Below are 16,932 nucleotides of genomic sequence, written 5' to 3' on the forward strand. Positions count from 1 at the left end.
GGATATGCGTTTGTTCAACTGGATGCTCCCCCAGGCCCCCAACCGCCGCACCGCCCAGGCGAGCCGCGGCACAGCCGCCCAGCTGTTCCAGGTGGTGCTGCTCTGCAAGGACGACTATGGCGCCCGGCTGGAGCAGCAGATCCGCCAGGAGCTGGCCGCGCGCGAACTCTCGCTGCAGCGCCTGCGCACCCGGCAGTGCGAGCGCCGCGAGCTGGTCGAGATGCGTGTGCTGGTGCATTGCCAGCCGGGCGGCAGGCCCGGCATGGTCAAGCTGGTGCAGCGCCTTGGCCTGGAGCCGCTGGTTCGCGCCGTGCGCTGGGAAACCGTGCCGCAGCCCGAGCGCGCGTTGGCCGCGGCCTGAGCGCAAGGCCCACCCGCCAAGATCCACCCTGATTGCCTGAGGAAAGACATGGACCCAGACCCTTCTAGTAGGCAGCGCCGAAGGCACGGCGCGTTCCAGCTGGCCTGACTCCGCTTCCGGCATCCTGCCGGAGCCGCGGCACCGGCTACCTGGACCCGCCAGGCTCCCGTTGCGTTTCGCGCCGTCCCGGCCGCGTGCGCGCCGGACCCGCCCCGCCTTCCGCGCCGCCTCCCCACCGTTAGCAAAGCGGGCGCTTTCGCCCATCACCGGTTACCTGCGTGGATTTGCCACCCCGCAGCGCCGGGGATGCGTCACGCCCGTCGAATCCTGTCGTCCGTGGATCCTGACCCTGTGATTCCGCTTTGCGATTCCACCGACGACGCACCGGCAACAAGCGGTGCCCCTGTCCTGGCTGCCGCCACGGCAAGTGCACCGACCGAGGAGAAAAATCCATGCAAACGCCCACCACCCGCCAATGCTTGCCGCTGCGCCGGCAGCCAGGCCTTGCGCTCGCCGCCGTCTGCGCGGCATGTCTCACGCTGGCCGGCTGCGATGGCGCCAGCCTGTCTGGCGCCATCGCCAACACGCCCAAGCACAGTACCGAGCCGGTCCGCGAGGGCAACTTCATCACGGTGCCCGAGACATCGCCATTGCGCACCCAATTGCAGGTGCAGACCCTCGTCGAGCAAGCGCTGGAGCGCCCCATCGAGGTACCGGGCTCGATCGAGCCCGATGCCGCCAAGCTGGTCAAGATCGTGCCACCGATGCCCGGGCGCATCGTTCGCCTGCACGCTGCCCTGGGCGACGTCGTGCGCAAGGGAGACCCGCTCTTCACGCTGGATTCCGCCGAGCTGAGCGCGGCTCAGGGTGAGGCCAGCAAAGCGCGCGCGGCGCTCCTCGAAGCCAAGCTGAACCTGGACCGCCAACGCACCCTGTTCGAAGCGGAAATCGCGGCACGCAAGGATTATGAACAAGCCCAGCTGGCCTACGCGCAAGCCAACAGCGACGCCGTGACCACGGCCGCCCAGCTCGCGCAGCTTGGCGCCGGCACCGCACCGCAATCGCACCGCCAGTACACCATGCACGCGCCGCTGGCCGGCCGGGTGATCGAGCTCGAAGGCGCGCAGGGCGGCTTCTGGAACGACAACGGCGCGCCGGTCATGACGGTGGCCGACCTGTCCACGGTCTACCTCGCGGCCAACGTGTCGGAGAAAGACATCGCCTCGATCTTCGTCGGCCAGCCCGCCGAGATCCTGCTCAACGCCTACCCCGGCAAGCCCGTGACCGGCAAGGTCCGCTACATCGGCGAGATCCTCGACCCCGACACTCGCACCGTCAAGGTCCGCGTGGCCATCGACAACGCGGACGGACGCTATCGCCCCGGCCTCTTCGCCAAGGTGACCTTCGCGGGAGAAAAGCACGCGGCACTGCTGGTGCCGCCCACCGCACTGCTGCAAAGCGGGCTCTACACGCGCGTGCTGGTGGAGAAGGCCCCGCTGCGCTTCGAGCCGCGCGTGGTCACCACGGGCGCGCATGCCGACGGGCAAGTCGAGATCCTCGCCGGGCTCAAGGCCGGCGAACGCATCGTCGTGAAAAACGGAGTGCTGCTACATGATTGACCGCCTCGTCACCCTTTGCTTCAACCGGCGCGCCATCGTCTGGCTGGTCTTTGCGCTGGTGGCGCTGTACGGCGCCTACAGCTGGAAGCAACTGCCCGTGGAAGCCTATCCGGACATTGCCGACGTTACGTCGCAGATCGTGACCCAGGTGCCAGGCCTCGGCGCGGAGGAAATCGAGCAGCAGATCACCATTCCGCTGGAGCGCGCGCTGCTGGCCACGCCCGGCATGCATGTGCTGCGCACCCGCAGCCTGTTCGCGCTGTCGCTGATCACCGTGGTCTTCGAGGATGGCACCGACGGCTACTGGGCGCGCCAGCGCCTGCAGGAACGCCTGAACGAGGTCGACCTGCCCTACGGCGCCAAGCCGGGGCTGGACCCGTACACCTCGCCTACCGGGGAGTTCTACCGCTACACGCTGGAGTCCACGACGCGCGACCTGCGCGAGCTATCCGAGCTGCAGACCTGGACCGTGATCCCGCGCCTGAAGAAAGTGCGCGGCGTGGTCGACGTCACCAATTTCGGCGGGCTCACCACGCAGTTCATGCTGGAACTCGACCCGGCGCGGCTGACGCAGTACAACCTGACGCTGACGCAGGTCACCGAGGCGCTCAACGCCAACAACGTCAATGCGGGCGGCAGCGTCATCGACCGCGGCGAACAATCGTACGTGGTGCGTGGCGTGGGCCTGCTGCGCTCGCTCGACGACATGGGCAACGTGGTGGTCACGAGCAAGGACGGCACCCCCGTGCTGGTMAAGGACCTCGGCACGCTGCGCTACGGCAACGTGGAGCGGCGCGGCATCCTGGGCAAGGACGACAACCCGGACACGATCTCCGGCATCACGCTGCTGCTCAAGGATTTCAACGCATCGGAAGCGCTTGAGGGCGTGCACGAGGCGGTGCGGGATCTGAACGACAACCTGCTGCCCAAGGACGTGAAGGTGGTCGCCTACCTCGACCGCACCTCGCTGATCGACGCCACCATGCGCACGGTAGGTTTCACGCTGACCGAAGGCATGCTGCTGGTGGGCATCGTGCTGCTGCTGTTCCTGGGCAGCCCGCGCGCGGCGCTGATCGTGGCGCTGACGATTCCGCTCTCGCTGCTGATCGCCTTTGTCTTCATGTATCACCTGCGCATCCCGGCCAACCTGCTGAGCCTGGGCGCGATCGACTTCGGCATCCTGGTGGATGGCGCGGTGGTGCTGGTGGAGAACATCCTGCGCCGGCGCGAGCAGGACAAGGACCGCGCGCTCACCCCGCGCGACGCCATCGAGGCCGCCTTGCAGGTGGCGCGTCCGATGTTCTTCGGCATGCTGGTGATCGTTGCGGCCTACCTGCCCTTGTTCTCCTTCGAGCGCATCGAGTACAAGCTGTTCTCGCCGATGGCGTTCGCCGTTGGCGCGGCGCTGATCGGCGCCTTGATCGTTGCGCTGGCGCTGGTGCCGGGGCTGGCCTGGATCGCCATKCGCAAGCCGCGCCGCGTGTTTCACAATCCTGTGCTGGACTGGCTGGGCGTGCGCTACCGCGTGGCGCTGGAGCGCGGCATTGGCCGCATCCGCTGGGTGGCCGCCAGCTGCGCGCTGGCGCTCGCCTGCGTGCTGGCGCTTGGCGCTACCATCGGGCGCGACTTCCTGCCGTACCTGGATGAAGGCTCGCTGTGGCTGCAGGTGCAGATGCCGCCCGGCATCACCCTGGAGCGCGCCTCTGACATGGCCAGCGAGCTGCGCCGGGTGACCCGCGAGTTCCCCGAAATCTCCTACGTGGTGACGCAGACCGGCCGCAACGACGACGGCACCGACTACTGGACGCCCTCTCATATCGAGGCCAGCGTCGGCCTGCATCCGTACAAGACGTGGGCCTCGGGCATGACCAAGCAGCAGCTGATCGACAAGCTGGCGGCGCGCTATGCGCAGATGCCGGGCTACTCGGTCGGCTTCATGCAGCCGATGATCGACGGGGTGCAGGACAAGCTCTCCGGCGCGCATAGCGACCTGGTGGTCAAGGTGTTCGGCGACGACCTGCGCGACGTGCGCCGCATTGCCGGTGAAGTCGCCACCGCGCTGCGCGGCGTGCCCGGCGCGGCGGATGTGGCAATCGACGTGGAGCCTCCGCTGCCCAACCTGAAGATCGACCTGGACCGCGCCGCCGCCGCGCGCTACGGCATCAACGCGGCCGACGTGGCCGAGCTGATCTCCACCGGCATCGGTGGATCGCCGGTTGGCCAGCTCTATGTGGGTGAGAAGAGCTACGACATGACGGTGCGCTTCCCGCCGGCCATGCGTGCCAGCACATCTAGCGTGGGCGACCTGATGCTGACCGCGGCCAATGGCGCCAAGGTGCCGCTGGCGCAAGTCGCTCGCATCGCCACCGTGTCCGGCGAAAGCGTGATCGTGCGCGAGATGGCGCGCCGCCACATCATCGTGCGCCTGAACGTGCGCGACCGCGATCTGTCCGGCTTCCTCAAGGAGGCCCAGCCCGCCATCGAGCGCGCCGTGTCCTACGACCACAAGCGCATCCAGATCGAATGGGGCGGCCAGTTCGAGAACCTGGAACGTGCGCAGGCGCGCCTCGCCATCATCCTGCCGATGACGCTGGCGCTGATGTTCGTGCTGCTCTTTGCCGAATTCCGCAACCTGCGCCAGCCGGCGCTGGTGCTGCTGGCGGTGCCTTTGGCCACCATCGGCGGCCTGGCTGCGCTGCATCTGCGCGGCATGACGCTGAACGTATCCAGCGCGGTGGGCTTTATCGCCCTGTTTGGCGTAGCCGTGCTCAACGGCGTGCTGATGATCTCGCAGATCAACCGGCTGCGCGCGCAGGACGGCCTGAGCCTGCGCGAAGCGGTGATCGAAGGCGCGGCAAGCCGCATGCGTCCGGTGCTGATGACCGCCACCGTGGCCGCCATCGGGCTTACGCCCGCGATGCTGGCGCGAGGCCTCGGCAGCGATGTGCAGCGGCCGTTGGCCACGGTGGTGGTAGGCGGCCTCTTTACCGCCACCTTGCTGACCCTGCTGTTGCTGCCCGCCCTTTACTACCTGGTTGAAGCCCGCGCCGAGCGCGCGGCGCAAGGTGCCAGGGAATCGGAAATCGATGCCGAAGGCAACCCACCGGCGACCGGCGCCACCGGCCAGGCCTGAAGAGAATCCCATGCAAATCAAAGACAAGAACTTGCCAGCGGCACCCGCCCTGCGCCACCTCTTCCTGGCAACGTCGATGCTGGCGGCATCCGCATCCTGGGCGCAGGACGAGCCCGCCGCCGCCACGGCCCGCGGACCGGTCCGCTTCGCCTCCTATCTCGACACGGTGGAGCGGCAGAACATCGGCCTGTCCGCGCAGCAGGAAACCATCCGCGGCGCCCAAGCCGAGATCTCGATCGCCGGCGTGCGCCCGGACCCGGTGTTCAAGTACGGCCGTGGCAACATCGAGACCAGCCGCGCGGTGTCGCCCAAGCCGCCGCGCACGCATGAGTTCGAAATCGAGATCCCCATCGAGCTAGGCGGCAAGCGCAGCGCGCGCATCCGCGCCGCCGAGAGCAACCTGCGCCTGACCGAGGCGAACCTGCAGGGCTTCAAGCACACGCTGTACCAGGAATCCGCCACCGCCTTTGTCGAAGCCTGCCGCAGCCGCGAGGCCCTGGTCCGGCAGGAATCGACGCTGTCCGCTCTGTCCAATGTGGTGCGCGCCAACGAGATCCGCCGCAAGGCCGGCGACATCGGCGGCCTGGAGCTGTCGCAGTCGCGGGTCGAGCGCGACCGCTTCACCGCCGAGGTGAAATCCGCACGCGCCGCCGCGCAGGCCGCCATGCAAAAGCTGTCCATCCAGCTTGGCGTGCGCGTGGCCGAGGCCTTCGGCAACGCGCCGCTGGCTTGCGAGTTCCAGCCCTACGATCCCGGCACCGACAGCGGCGCGCTGATCGCCCAGGCGATGGAAGCGCGCGACGAGGTCCGGATCGCCCGCGCCACACTGGAGAATGCCCGCGACAAGTCGGGACTGGCGCGCGCCAACCGCTGGGTGGATCCCAGCGTGAGCTTCGCGATGACCATGACCCCCGGCGTACGCGGCACCACGGACGATGAGGGCCAGCCCAGCGGCGACGCCACGGCGCGCTCGCGCATGCTGGGCGTGTCGGTGTCGATTCCCCTGCCCTTGTCGCGCCTGCAGCGCGGCGAGCTGATCCAGGCGGAGTCGGAGGTCACGCAGGCCATGCTGGCCCTGCGCGAGGCGGAGCTGAAGACCGAGGTCGACGTGCGCAATGCGCTCACCGCGTTCCAGGCCGCGCAGGACAACCTGCAGCGCTACCGCGACTCGGTGATCGCCGATGCCGACAGGGTGCTGGACGGCATGCGCCAGTCGTACCGTCACGGCTCGGCCTCCCTGCTGGAACTGCTCGACGCGCAACGCACCGCGGACGAGACCTACCTCGACTACCTCCAGGCCCAGGCGGACCTGGCGGGCGCCACGGTGGAGCTGCAACTTTCCACCGGCTTGCGGCCCGCGCTTTGAAGGCCCGGTGCGCTCGGCCACGGCCGGGCGCACCAAACGCTTCGATCGCTTCGATTGCTTCGATTGCCTCGCATCAAAATTCAAAGGAGAGCTGCCATGAAAGCCGTCAACCTTGCGCCGCCCGTCCAGCGGTGGCGCCTGTATCGCCTGAGCGTGATCGCGCGGCTGGACGATGTGCCCGACGTGCGCGTGGCCATGCGTTGCGCCACCAGCGACTGCGGCCAGTACCCCGCCAACGAGCGGCAGATGCCGCTCGGCCTGCCGCCAATCAAGTGCATGCTGAGCTTTGAGATCCGTATGCCGCAAATGCGGGCCGGGCAGTTGCTGGTTGCGCTGGAACGTGCCTTGGTGTCCGTGCCCATCATCCTGCTGCGCCTGGAGGTCATGGGCAACCATGCCGAGGCGGCACACGCCGAACGCCTGAAACGGGTGCCTTCACCCGCTGGCGGCACCAGCTCCAGGCCCGCCGCGAGCGCGCCGGCCGCGGTGGGGTGAAGCCCGGCCCATCCCGCCTGAAGGCGCGGCGATGGGCCGCGCAACCGGTGCGATTGACCGAGCTCCGGCGCAAAGCTACGATGGGCGCGGCGGGGCCATCATCCCGCACCCTTGCGCCAAGCCCCAGACCAGCTCATGGTGATACCCCACGCGGCGGCAAGCGCCCCCGCCACGCCGGCTACCGCCCCCTTGCGGATGGCGCGCATCCTGTTGCCCCGCCCCCTGCTCACCGCAAAGCCGCTGCTAGCGCTTGTGCTCTGGCTGCTGCTCGCCTTGCCCGGCACATCGCCGCTTGCCGCCGGGCAGCCGCAGATCCTTGGCGAGGCCGCCATGATCACCGGCGACGGCACGCCGGCCACCGTCAGGCTGCCTTACTACTGGGACCGGTCCCGTCCCGGCCAGACCGGCGGCGCGCGATTTCTCCTGCGCTTCCCGGATTTGCCAGGCCGCCAGGGCATGGCCGCGCTGTATATCGAGCGGGCCGCCAATAGCTATGAAGTGCGCCTCAACGGCAGCCGCCTCGCCCACGCGGGCAGCCTGTCGGCCCCGGCGTCCTATGCCGGCCAGCAGCCATTGCTGATCCCGGTGCCGGCTGACCTGCTGCGCCCGGAGAACGAACTGATTGTCACGATCGCTGCCAGCGCCAGCTCGCGCGGCGGCCTGTCACGCGTGGAGTTTGGTGCCCCGGCACTGGTGGAGGCCCACTACCAGCGCGCGCTCTGGTTCAAGGTCATCGGCCCGATAGTCATCGCGGCGGCCAGTGTGCTGCTAGCTTGCCTGGCGGCGCTGGTGTGGTGGCGCCAGCGGGATCCCCTGTTCGGGTTATATGCCATCGCCGAGTTTGGCTGGTCTTTCGGGCTGGCCGAGTACTTCGTTTCCGACGACGCCGGCGCGCCCGATGCGTGGCTCGCGGTGGTGCTGGCCGGGCGGGCGGTCTTCATGTACGCGACCGCCAGGTTCGCCATCCTGGTGACCGGCCTGGAGGCGCGCTGGCTGCGCCGCGTGCTGCGGCTCTACCTGAGCGTCAAGCTTCCGCTGATCGCGCTGATGGTGGCGGCCCACAGCACCCGCGCCATGGTGCTGGCCAATGTGGTCGTCAATGTTGCGATGGCACTGTCGATCGTGGCCGTGCTGGTCCGCGCCGCCGTGACGCGCCCGGAGCGTGAGCGCACGGCGATTGCCGCCGCCCTTGGCCTCACCCTGCTCATCTCGATGCTGGATTTGATCCATGTCTGGTGGATCGGGGATGACTACTGGGACTCCTCCGTCACCCGCTACGTGTCGCTGATTTTCAGCCTGACCATGGGCTGGCTGCTGGTCGACCGCTACACGCGCGCCACACGCATGCTGGCTGCCCTGAACCAGAAGCTGGACAGGGCGGTCTCGCGCAAGGAGCAGGAACTGTATGCGCTGTACCGCCACTCCCGCGAGATGGAGCGCGAGCAGGCCACCCTGCAAGAGCGCGGCAGGGTCTTGCGCGATATCCATGACGGCCTTGGCAGCCAGCTGGTGGGCATGCTCTCCATGCTGCGCTCCGGCAGCCCTTCCACGCACACGTTGCAGCAACAGCTGCAGCATGCGCTGGATGCCCTGAAACTATCCGTCGATGCGCTGCAGGACACCGGCGGCGACCTGGCCACCGTACTCGGCAACCTGCGCTACCGGCTTGGCCCGCGGCTGGAGGCGGCGGGATTGCGGGTGGACTGGCAGGTAGCGCGCCTGCCGGCGCTGCACGACCTGACGCCGCAGCGGGTGCGTGAGCTGCACTACCTGTTGCTGGAGGTGTTTTCCAATGCCATGCAGCATGGCGGCGGCAGCGCTATCCGGGTCTCGGCGCGCCATGATGCCGGCCAGCAAGCCCTGGTCGTCGAGATCCACGACAATGGCCGCGGCTTTGCGCCCGAGGCTGCCGCGCACGGACGGGGATTGGGCAATATGCGCCGGCGTGCCGAGGCCATCGGAGCGGCGCTGGACCTGCGCTCTTCGGCGCAAGGGACGACCGTGCGGCTGGCGTTCGCGCTGGCGCCGCAGCCGCCCGGCTCCGCCGTTTAGCTCCCCGCACCCGTTCGATGTCAACCTGGGCGCGGGCAGCTCCGTTACCGGATTACCGGAATCAGACCTTGACGTCGATGTTCTGGCCAAGGTGAGGCGGATTGCTGGCCGGAACGCTGACTTGCGGCATCGAGCCCAGCAGGGTTGCCACGCTCTGAGCCTGCAGGTCCAGCGACTTGCGCAGCATCATGGTGGGCACCGGATCGCCGCCCGAGTTGCTAGCGGCACTGACGAGGGAAATATCCATTGAATGGTCTTCCAGGTTGAAATTGAGGTTGAGATTGAAGCTACCGTTGAAGCTGCGGCTGAAGCTACGATTGGCATTGAAGCCAGCGGGAAAGCGCACCTCCCAGCATCCATGTTGTCGGCCATCAACCGGGAATCTTTAGCGCGGCGGCCGCAATAGCGGGCCACCCGCTTGGCATCCGGAACGTTTATCATAGGCAGCCCGGCCGAACTGGCCGGGGAAAGACCAGACAGCCCGCACCGTCAGGATAGCGGCTGAATCCGGCAAAACCAGTCACCAGAATGAACATCATGGGTCGGGCGCAAAACATTGCGGGAAGCGTCGCTATTTCGTGTTTGGCTTTTGGCATCTCGACGGATTGCCTGGCGCTGGATTCGGCCGAACTCTATGAGCGGGAATCGCCCAGCATCTGGGTAGTATCCGTCTTTGACGCGCAAGGCACGCGGTTCGGCCTGGGCAGCTCGGTGGTGATCGGGCCGGAGGAACTGGTCACTAACTGCCACGTGCTCAAGAGCGGCAAATCCGTCAGCATCCGGCGCGAGAAGGTCACGTATGGCGCCAGCCTGGTGCACGCCGATGTCGAGCGCGACCTCTGCATCCTGCGCGCCAAGGGCCTCACCGCCCCGGCGGTAAAGATCGCGCCGCTGGCCGCGCTCAAGGTGGGGCAGAAGGTCTACGCCATCGGCGCGCCGCGCGGCTACGAGCTGACGCTGAGCGATGGCCTGCTCTCCTCGCTGAACAAGGACGAGCGCGACCGCATCGTCCGCCTCCAGACCACCGCCCCGATCTCCCCGGGCTCCAGCGGTGGCGGCCTGTTCAACACGGACGGGCAGCTCGTCGGCATTACCTACCTGATGCGGACCGACGCGCAGAACATCAATTTTGCCATTCCCGCGCAATGGATCAGCGAAGTGCCAGCGCGGTCCGCGCTGGMACTGCAGAAATTCCGTAGCGAGACGGCGTCCGCCGCCCCGCCTGCCATGGCGCTCCCGCCTGGCCAGCCTGGGCAGCCTGGCCAGGGCGCCACGGCCTACGCCCCGACCCGGCCTGCAGCCGGCCCGCAGGGCAGGCAACTGACCGGGGCCGAGCTGGCCAGCCATTTCACGCATCTCGGAAGGATCAATGCCATCGCGCCGTCCGGCGTTACGCTCTGGATGCAGGTCCGGGAAAGCGGCAGCCTGGATGTGACCAATTCCGTCAGCCGCGGCTATTCGTCCGGGCGCTACCGCATCGAGCCGGAAGCCAACCAGGTCTGCCTGGAGATGGCCAACCCGAGTTTCAACGCGATGCAAACATGCTATCGGCTGACCGAAGCCGACGGCCGCTATGTGATGCGATCCGCCACCAGCCCCTATTACTTTTCATACACGAAGTAGCAAGCGGGCGCCGGCCGCAACCGGTCGCCTCGCCATTTCTCTCAGGGCACAAGACATGGGAAACCGATATCGATATAGCGCCCCCGCCGCGCTGGCCGTAGCGTCGATGCTGCTGGGCGGCTGCGCGCCGACCACCGTCGGCGTGACCAGCCGCGCCAGCGACTACACCGGCAAGCCCACCCGCATGTATGTGCTGGGCACTACCGGCATGGGGTGGAACAGCGACTTCTCCGCGGCGTTCGCGGCCAAGTTCCGCGAGGTGACCCGGCAGTGCGGCGTGGAATCGGCGTACGACGAGATCTCGGGGCTGGAGCTGGACTCGACCGCGCTGACCGGCAGGATGCGTACGTTCGGCGCCGATACGGTGCTGACCATCGCCAACGGCGGGGGCGTGGTCAATGCGTCCGGCGGCCGCCTGTCGATCAACTATGGCACGACGCTGACGGATGTCAGGCAGAACCGCGCGGTGTGGAAAGGCAAATACACATTCAGCCGCGGCGGCACCCTCATCCCGATCGAGGAGCGCGCTGCAGTCCTGGCGATCGACATCACCAACAGCCTGAAGAAGGACGGCTTCCTCACCGGCTGCGCGCAGATCGCGCTGGGCCAGAATGGCCGGCTCGACCCGGCTGCCGTGCCGCATGCCGCCGCCGGCGGCGGCACTGGCAACGGCAACGGCCCGGCCGGCAGGACGAATACGATCAGCCCGGCCCGCCCGGCGCCACCCGTCTCCGCGCCTGCGGGCCCCGCTACCGCGGCAACCCTGCGGGACCTGCAAGACCTGCTGCCACCGAAGTGACAGGCGCGGGCGGCAACGGAATCAAGCGCCCAGCCCGGCCTCGTCCAGATCCGCGAACAGGATCGTGCCCGTCTCCGATTCGGTGACAAACACCTTGCGCGGCTGCCCCGGCTCAGCGGCGGGCTGGAACGCCAGGTTGGTGGTGGTTGCGCCTGCCGGGCTGGCGAGGATCGCCTCGGGCTCGCCGCGCTTGCTCAGCACCCACACGCAGCCCAGGCTGGCATGCGCCACGAACAGCCGGTCACGGCTGTCGATGGCCATGCCGTCGGGGCCGCTGGTGCCGTAGAACGTGAAGAACTGCCCCACCTTCGACACGCTGCCGTCGGCCTGCAGCGGCACGCGCCACACGCAATTGCCGCGCGTGGCCGCCACGAACAGCACTTTTTCGTCGCAGGACAGCGCCAGGCCGTTGGGGCTGGGCACATTGCCCAGCAGCAGGTCCAGCTGCCCGCCGGCACGCAGGCGGTAGACGCGGCCCGTGGGATCGTGCAGGCCGGTCTGGCCCTGATCGGTAAAGTACAGGTCGCCGTTGCGGGCGATGGCGAGGTCGTTCACGCCCTTGAACTGTTCCGCGTTGCGCCGTCCCAGCAAGGAGGCCACCTCGCCCGTGTCCACGTTGACGCGCAACAGGCCGCGGCGATAGTCGGCCACCACCAGTTCGCGCGCGTTCAGGAACTTCATGCCGTTGGGTTCGCCCTGGTACTCGGCGACCAGCGACCATTCCCCGGCCGGCGAGATGCGCAAGATGCGCCCGAACGGGATGTCCGTCACATACAGGTTGCCCGCGGGATCAAAGACCGGCCCCTCCAGGAAGCTGTCGATGCAGGCTCCGCCCTTGTTGGCATCGGCCCACTCGGAGCGCACGCCGGTCTTGCGCAAATGCGCGGGCATGGCCGAGAAGACCTGGAGGGATATCTCCCGGGGCACCGTTCTGAAGTACATGTTCGTTCCTTGTTGTCCCAGCGCCGCGCAATGGCGGCGCTTGCCCATTTACTCGGCCTTCACATCGGCGGACTTTGCCACCTGGCTCCACAGCGCGGTGTCGTCCTTGATGCGCCTGGCGAATTCCGCCGGCGCAATGCCGCCCGGCTGGGCGCCCATGCTGGCCAGGCGCTCCTTCACCTCCGGGCTGTTCACGCTCTTGTGCACCTCCGCCTGCAATTTGGCAACCAGCGCAGGGGGCGTGCCTTTGGGTGCTGCAAGGCCAAACCAGTTGATGACCTTGTAGTCCTTGAGGCCAGCTTCGGCAAAGGTCGGCACGTCCGGCAGCGCGGGCACGCGCACGACGCCCGTGACCGCCAGCGCGCGGGCCTTGCCGCCCTTGATCTGCGGCACCGCGGTCGGCGTGGCGGTGATCAGGATATCCACGTTGTTGCCGATCAGCCCCATCAGCGCATCGCCCGCGCCCTTGTACGGGATATGCGTGATCGATATCCCGGCGTCCTTCTTGAAGACCTCGGCGGACAAGTGCGTGGAGCTGCCGGCGCCGCCCGAGCCGAAGTTCAGCTTGCCCGGGTTTTGCCTGGCGAAGTCGATCAGTTCCTGCAGCGTCTTGAACTTCGAGCTCGCGGGCACGATCAGGATCACCGGCGTCTGCGCAATCGTGGTCACCGGCACCAAGTCGTTGTTGTAGTCCCAGGGCAGCGCCTTGAACAGCGACGGCAACATGGTGTACGTGGTGTCGTTGGCCAGCAGCGTGTAGCCGTCGGGCGCGGAACGTGCCACCTGCAGCGTGCCAATGGTGCCGCTGGCGCCGGGCTTGTTCTCCACGAAGAACGACTTGCCGGTGCTTTCGGTCAGCTTCTGCGCCACCTGACGGGCTACGAAATMGGTGGTACCACCAGCGGTGTATGGCACCACGATGCGCACCGGCTTGTCGGGCCAGGTGGCGCCGTGGGCATAGGTCGTGGCCACGCTAAGGGTTGCCAGGGCAAGGCTGGCGCAAAGGCGGTGGTACATGGCTGTCTCCATTGATGTCTGACTGATTGATGTCCGGTGTTCGATGTTCGCTATGCGTGGCTCACGCCCGCTCTTGGCGGCGGGGCGTTCTTCCGGAGTTGTCGCGCCCGATGTTCTATTAGACGGAATAGCATTCCGATTAATTGTAGGAGCCGTTGATTCACCGGTCAATCCGGGGGCTTTCCCTAGCGGGCCTCGTCCCGGGCGGGACGGATTTGCCATTGGCGGCAATGTGGGTGTTCGGCTGGGCAGCGCTGCCTGCGTTACCATGGCAGCGTACGTTTCACCTTGCGCATGCCCTCGCGCTGCCGCACCCACCTCGCGCCTTCGCCGCCATCACCCAATCGCCATGACCTCAGCACTGCTGCTTGAAAACATCCATGACACCGCCGTCGAGCGCTTCAAGGAAGCGCATGTCACCGTCGAGCGCCGCACTGGCGCGCTCGCTGGCGACGAACTGCATCGCGCTCCCGCGGCCCACCAGATTCTCGGCATTCGCTCCGCCACGCACCTTGGCGCCGCTGAAATCGAAGCCGCCAAACACCTCGTGGCCATTGGCTGCTTCTGCATCGGCACTTCGCAGGTAGACCTCGACGCCGCGGCCCGCGCCGGCATGCCGGTGTTCAACGCGCCGTTCTCCAATACGCGTTCCGTGGCCGAGCTGGTGATCGCGGAGGCGATCCTGCTGCTGCGCCGCGTTCCCGAGAAAAACGCGCTGGCGCATGCCGGCAAATGGGCCAAGGGCGCAAGCGGGTCGTTCGAGGCGCGCGGCAAGACCATCGCCATCATCGGCTACGGCAATATCGGCTCGCAGGTTGGCGTGCTGGCGGAAGCCATGGGCATGCGCGTGGTGTACTACGATGTGCAGGCCAAGCTGTCGCTGGGCTCGGCGCGCGCGGCGCGCTCGCTGGCGGATGCGGTGTCGCAGGCCGACATCGTGACGCTGCACGTGCCGGCCACCGCGCAGACCAAGAAGATGATCGATGCCGACGTGCTCCGCCAGTTCCGGCGCGGCGCGATCCTGATCAACGCGTCGCGCGGCACCGTGGTGGATATCGAAGCGCTGCGCGCGGCGTGCGATGACAACCATATCGCCGGCCTGGCGATCGACGTCTTCCCCGAAGAGCCCAAGACCAACGCTGACCGCTTCACCAGCCCGCTGCAGGGCGTGCCCAACGCGATCCTGACGCCGCATATCKGCGGCAGCACGGAAGAAGCGCAGGAAAATATCGGCACGGAAGTCGCCACCAAGCTCATTGCCTTCCTCAGGACGGGCGACACGATTGGCGCGGTGAATTTCCCCGAGGTGAGCCCCGGCCCGCTAACGTCGCCGGCGCGGCTGCTCAACGTGCACGGCAACGCGCCGGGCGCGCTCGCCGCGCTCAACACGCTGCTGGCGCGCGACGGGGTCAACATCGTGGCCCAGCACCTGCAAACGCATGGCCAGATGGGCTACGTCGTGACCGACCTCGACAAGGTGCCCTCGCCGACGCTGGCCGCCGCGCTGGATGCGGAAACAACGTTTATCCGCTGCCGCACCATCATTAACCCGCTGGCCTGAACGGCAGCGCGGCACCATCGCTGCCTCGCCGGCAGCGGCCAGGACAGCGACCAGGACAGCGACCAGGACAGCGGCCATCGGCCGCTGTCTTCAATTCACCCGGAAATGCTCCACCGACTGACCCGCGTTGACTGCACGCAGCAGCCATGCGGGCATGGGGCCCACGCCATCCCAGACCTGTCCCTCCGCATTGCGGTAGCGGCGTGCGGGGACGCTCGCCTGCGGCAGTGCTGACGCAGGTGCTACCGCTGCGGCTGCCGGCACGGCTGCGGCCTCGGCTGCCTGTGCCGAAGCCGCTGGAGGTGCCGCTGGTTTCACGGCTCCCGCTTTCTGCGCGGGCACGGACATGGTCACCCGTGCAGGCGCAGGAGCGGCAGCCGGGGTTGCCGCCGGCTCGGCAACCACTACGGCGGCCGGCTTTTCCGCGGGCACGGCGTCGGCGACTGCCACCGCAACTACGACAGGCGCGGCTTCCAGAGTTGCGACCGGCGATGCGACCGGCACAGCAGGCGGCGCTGATTGCCTGACAGGGGCAGGAACGCGTTTGCGCGCTACGGCCTTGCGCAATGGCGCAGGCGCTACTACCGGCGGTGCGGTGATTGGCCCGGCAGGCAACAGCGCGGGCGGTGCCGTGATCGGTCCTGCGGGCAACAGCGCCTGGGCTACATCTACATCCATTTCACTTTCCTCGACGATGGGTTCCTCGGCCGGTGCCCTGGCGGGCGCCGCCTCCCAGTCAAAACAACCTGCCGCCTCCAATTCATCCATGGAGATGCCGAGCCGCTCCATCTGGACGCGGATCCAGACAATGGCGGCGACTTTCTTGACGTCGGCGGGATCAGAAGAATGCATGGCAAAAGACACAATAAATGCAGGTAGAAGAGGCGGGGAAACGGTCGCGGATGCGGCGCTGGCCGCACACTGAAGATCCTGAGGATCGCACATGATAGCCGAGCGCGGGACCGGCCCCCCCCAAGCCTTGAATCCGGACGCAAAAGCCGGGCCAAAGACCCCTTTCCTGCACCCCCTCAATGACCGCAAATCCGCCTCCGGGGGGCGTCGGCCGGCCTGCGTCCATAGCCTGCCCCCACGCTCCGCCATCACGCAAAATCCACACAAGATAAATGAGAACGATTATCATATGCGACTCGGCGGCCACAATTTGCCGGCCGTCCCAGCCAACGGCCTGTGCGCAACACGGCACTGCCAGGCCCCCGTCTTGAAAGGATGCATCGCCCATGAATCGCCTCATCACCTCAGCCCTGCTTTGCGGCGCCGCACTGAGCGGCACCGCTCAGGCCCACCAGGTCTGGCTGGAGCAAACGCCAGCGGCCGCCCAACTGTATTTTGGCGAATTCAACGAGAACCTGCGCGAAGTTTCGCCGGGACTGCTGGACCGGTTCGTGCAGCCCACCGCCGTGCTGGTAACGGCCAGGGGTGAGCAACCCCTCAAGGCGGACAAGACCACCAACGGCTTCGTGCTCTCGGGGCGCGCAGGCGCGGGCGAGACCATCGTTGCGCAGGACACGGGCTATCCGGTGCTGGAGCGCAAGGACGGCGACAAGGTGATCCGCACCGCCTGGACGCCGGCGGCTCGCTTGCTGGGTGCTGGCTCCACCACCGCCGTCACGCCCAGGCTCGCGCTGGACATCGTGCCGACTGGCCGCGCCGGCGAGTACCAGGTGGTCTATGCCGGCCGCCCGCTGCCCAAGGCCAAAGTGGGCGTGGCCGTGCAGTCCGGCTGGGGCCGCGAGCTGCGCACCGACGAGCAAGGCATCGTGCGCCTGGCGCAGCCGTGGCAAGGCACCTACGTGCTGGAGGTGCACCACGTTGACAAGACCGCCGGCGAGCGCAATGGCAAGCCGTACGACATCGCCAGCTACGTCACCACCCTGTCGCTGACGCAGGGCGATGGCCTGGCCGCGGTACCCGCAGTGCCGGCAGCCKCGCCCAACAAGTAAGAA

General features: G+C 67.5%; 14 protein-coding genes. 10 read left to right on the top strand and 4 right to left on the bottom strand.

The features are described 5' to 3' along the window. The first annotated feature begins 4 nt into the window (after positions 1-4). The 6 genes from AC1DS3_RS01705 (at position 5) to AC1DS3_RS01730 (ending at position 9,026) form a co-directional block, all read left to right on the top strand. Entirely contained in the window at positions 5-361 is a 357-nt protein-coding gene (locus AC1DS3_RS01705; RefSeq protein WP_441638458.1) for a hypothetical protein, read from the top strand. 452 nt (positions 362-813) lie between these two features. Next, positions 814-1,980 carry an efflux RND transporter periplasmic adaptor subunit gene (locus AC1DS3_RS01710; protein ID WP_441638460.1) on the top strand — a complete coding sequence of 389 codons (1,167 nt, stop codon included), beginning with the start codon at positions 814-816 and terminating at the stop codon, positions 1,978-1,980. Continuing rightward, a complete protein-coding gene (locus AC1DS3_RS01715; protein WP_477126585.1) occupies positions 1,973-5,113 on the top strand; it encodes an efflux RND transporter permease subunit in 3,141 nt (1,046 codons plus the stop codon). Before AC1DS3_RS01710 ends, AC1DS3_RS01715 begins: the two co-directional genes overlap by 8 nt. Positions 5,114-5,123: 10 nt before the next feature. After that, positions 5,124-6,479: a TolC family protein gene (locus AC1DS3_RS01720; protein WP_441638464.1), complete on the top strand. Its 1,356-nt coding sequence runs from the start codon at positions 5,124-5,126 to the stop codon at positions 6,477-6,479. A 96-nt stretch (positions 6,480-6,575) separates the two neighbouring features. Then, a complete protein-coding gene (locus tag AC1DS3_RS01725) occupies positions 6,576-6,974 on the top strand; it encodes a hypothetical protein (protein ID WP_441638466.1) in 399 nt (132 codons plus the stop codon). A 135-nt stretch (positions 6,975-7,109) separates the two neighbouring features. Then, positions 7,110-9,026: a sensor histidine kinase gene (locus tag AC1DS3_RS01730; RefSeq protein ID WP_441638468.1), complete on the top strand. Its 1,917-nt coding sequence runs from the start codon at positions 7,110-7,112 to the stop codon at positions 9,024-9,026. Positions 9,027-9,087: 61 nt separating this feature from the next. On the opposite strand, the gene AC1DS3_RS01735 is transcribed toward AC1DS3_RS01730, so the two are convergent. Further along, complete coding sequence (locus AC1DS3_RS01735; protein WP_441638470.1) at positions 9,088-9,372, bottom strand: YjfB family protein; 285 nt, start codon at positions 9,370-9,372, stop codon at positions 9,088-9,090. Between the two features lie 236 nt (positions 9,373-9,608). Here AC1DS3_RS01735 and AC1DS3_RS01740 point away from each other — a divergent pair, with 236 nt between their 5' ends. Continuing rightward, the gene (locus AC1DS3_RS01740; protein ID WP_477126586.1) at positions 9,609-10,649 is read left to right on the top strand and encodes a S1C family serine protease; all 1,041 of its coding nucleotides are present in this window, start codon (positions 9,609-9,611) and stop codon (positions 10,647-10,649) included. A 55-nt stretch (positions 10,650-10,704) separates the two neighbouring features. Next, positions 10,705-11,448 (top strand): hypothetical protein, encoded by a 744-nt coding sequence (locus AC1DS3_RS01745; RefSeq protein WP_441638474.1) that lies wholly within the window; start codon positions 10,705-10,707, stop codon positions 11,446-11,448. 21 nt (positions 11,449-11,469) lie between these two features. Here AC1DS3_RS01745 and AC1DS3_RS01750 read toward each other — a convergent pair whose 3' ends face one another. Together AC1DS3_RS01750 and AC1DS3_RS01755 are read right to left on the bottom strand one after the other, a co-directional pair. Then, positions 11,470-12,390, bottom strand: a complete 921-nt coding sequence (locus tag AC1DS3_RS01750; protein ID WP_441638476.1) for an SMP-30/gluconolactonase/LRE family protein — start codon at positions 12,388-12,390, stop codon at positions 11,470-11,472. A 48-nt stretch (positions 12,391-12,438) separates the two neighbouring features. After that, positions 12,439-13,407: a Bug family tripartite tricarboxylate transporter substrate binding protein gene (locus AC1DS3_RS01755; protein ID WP_477126587.1), complete on the bottom strand. Its 969-nt coding sequence runs from the start codon at positions 13,405-13,407 to the stop codon at positions 12,439-12,441. A 349-nt stretch (positions 13,408-13,756) separates the two neighbouring features. On the opposite strand from AC1DS3_RS01755, the gene serA reads away from it, so the two are divergent. Then, the gene (serA, locus tag AC1DS3_RS01760) at positions 13,757-14,968 is read left to right on the top strand and encodes a phosphoglycerate dehydrogenase (protein ID WP_477126588.1); all 1,212 of its coding nucleotides are present in this window, start codon (positions 13,757-13,759) and stop codon (positions 14,966-14,968) included. Positions 14,969-15,058: 90 nt separating this feature from the next. Here the strand turns inward: serA and AC1DS3_RS01765 are convergent, their stop codons facing one another. Then, positions 15,059-15,913 carry an H-NS family nucleoid-associated regulatory protein gene (locus AC1DS3_RS01765; protein WP_441638481.1) on the bottom strand — a complete coding sequence of 285 codons (855 nt, stop codon included), beginning with the start codon at positions 15,911-15,913 and terminating at the stop codon, positions 15,059-15,061. A 293-nt stretch (positions 15,914-16,206) separates the two neighbouring features. On the opposite strand from AC1DS3_RS01765, the gene AC1DS3_RS01770 reads away from it, so the two are divergent. Continuing rightward, on the top strand, positions 16,207-16,929 hold the full coding sequence (locus tag AC1DS3_RS01770) for a cobalt ABC transporter substrate-binding protein (protein WP_477126589.1): 723 nt from the start codon (positions 16,207-16,209) through the stop codon (positions 16,927-16,929). Positions 16,930-16,932 lie beyond the last annotated feature (3 nt).

This window comes from Cupriavidus sp. 01L46 (assembly GCF_056399905.1).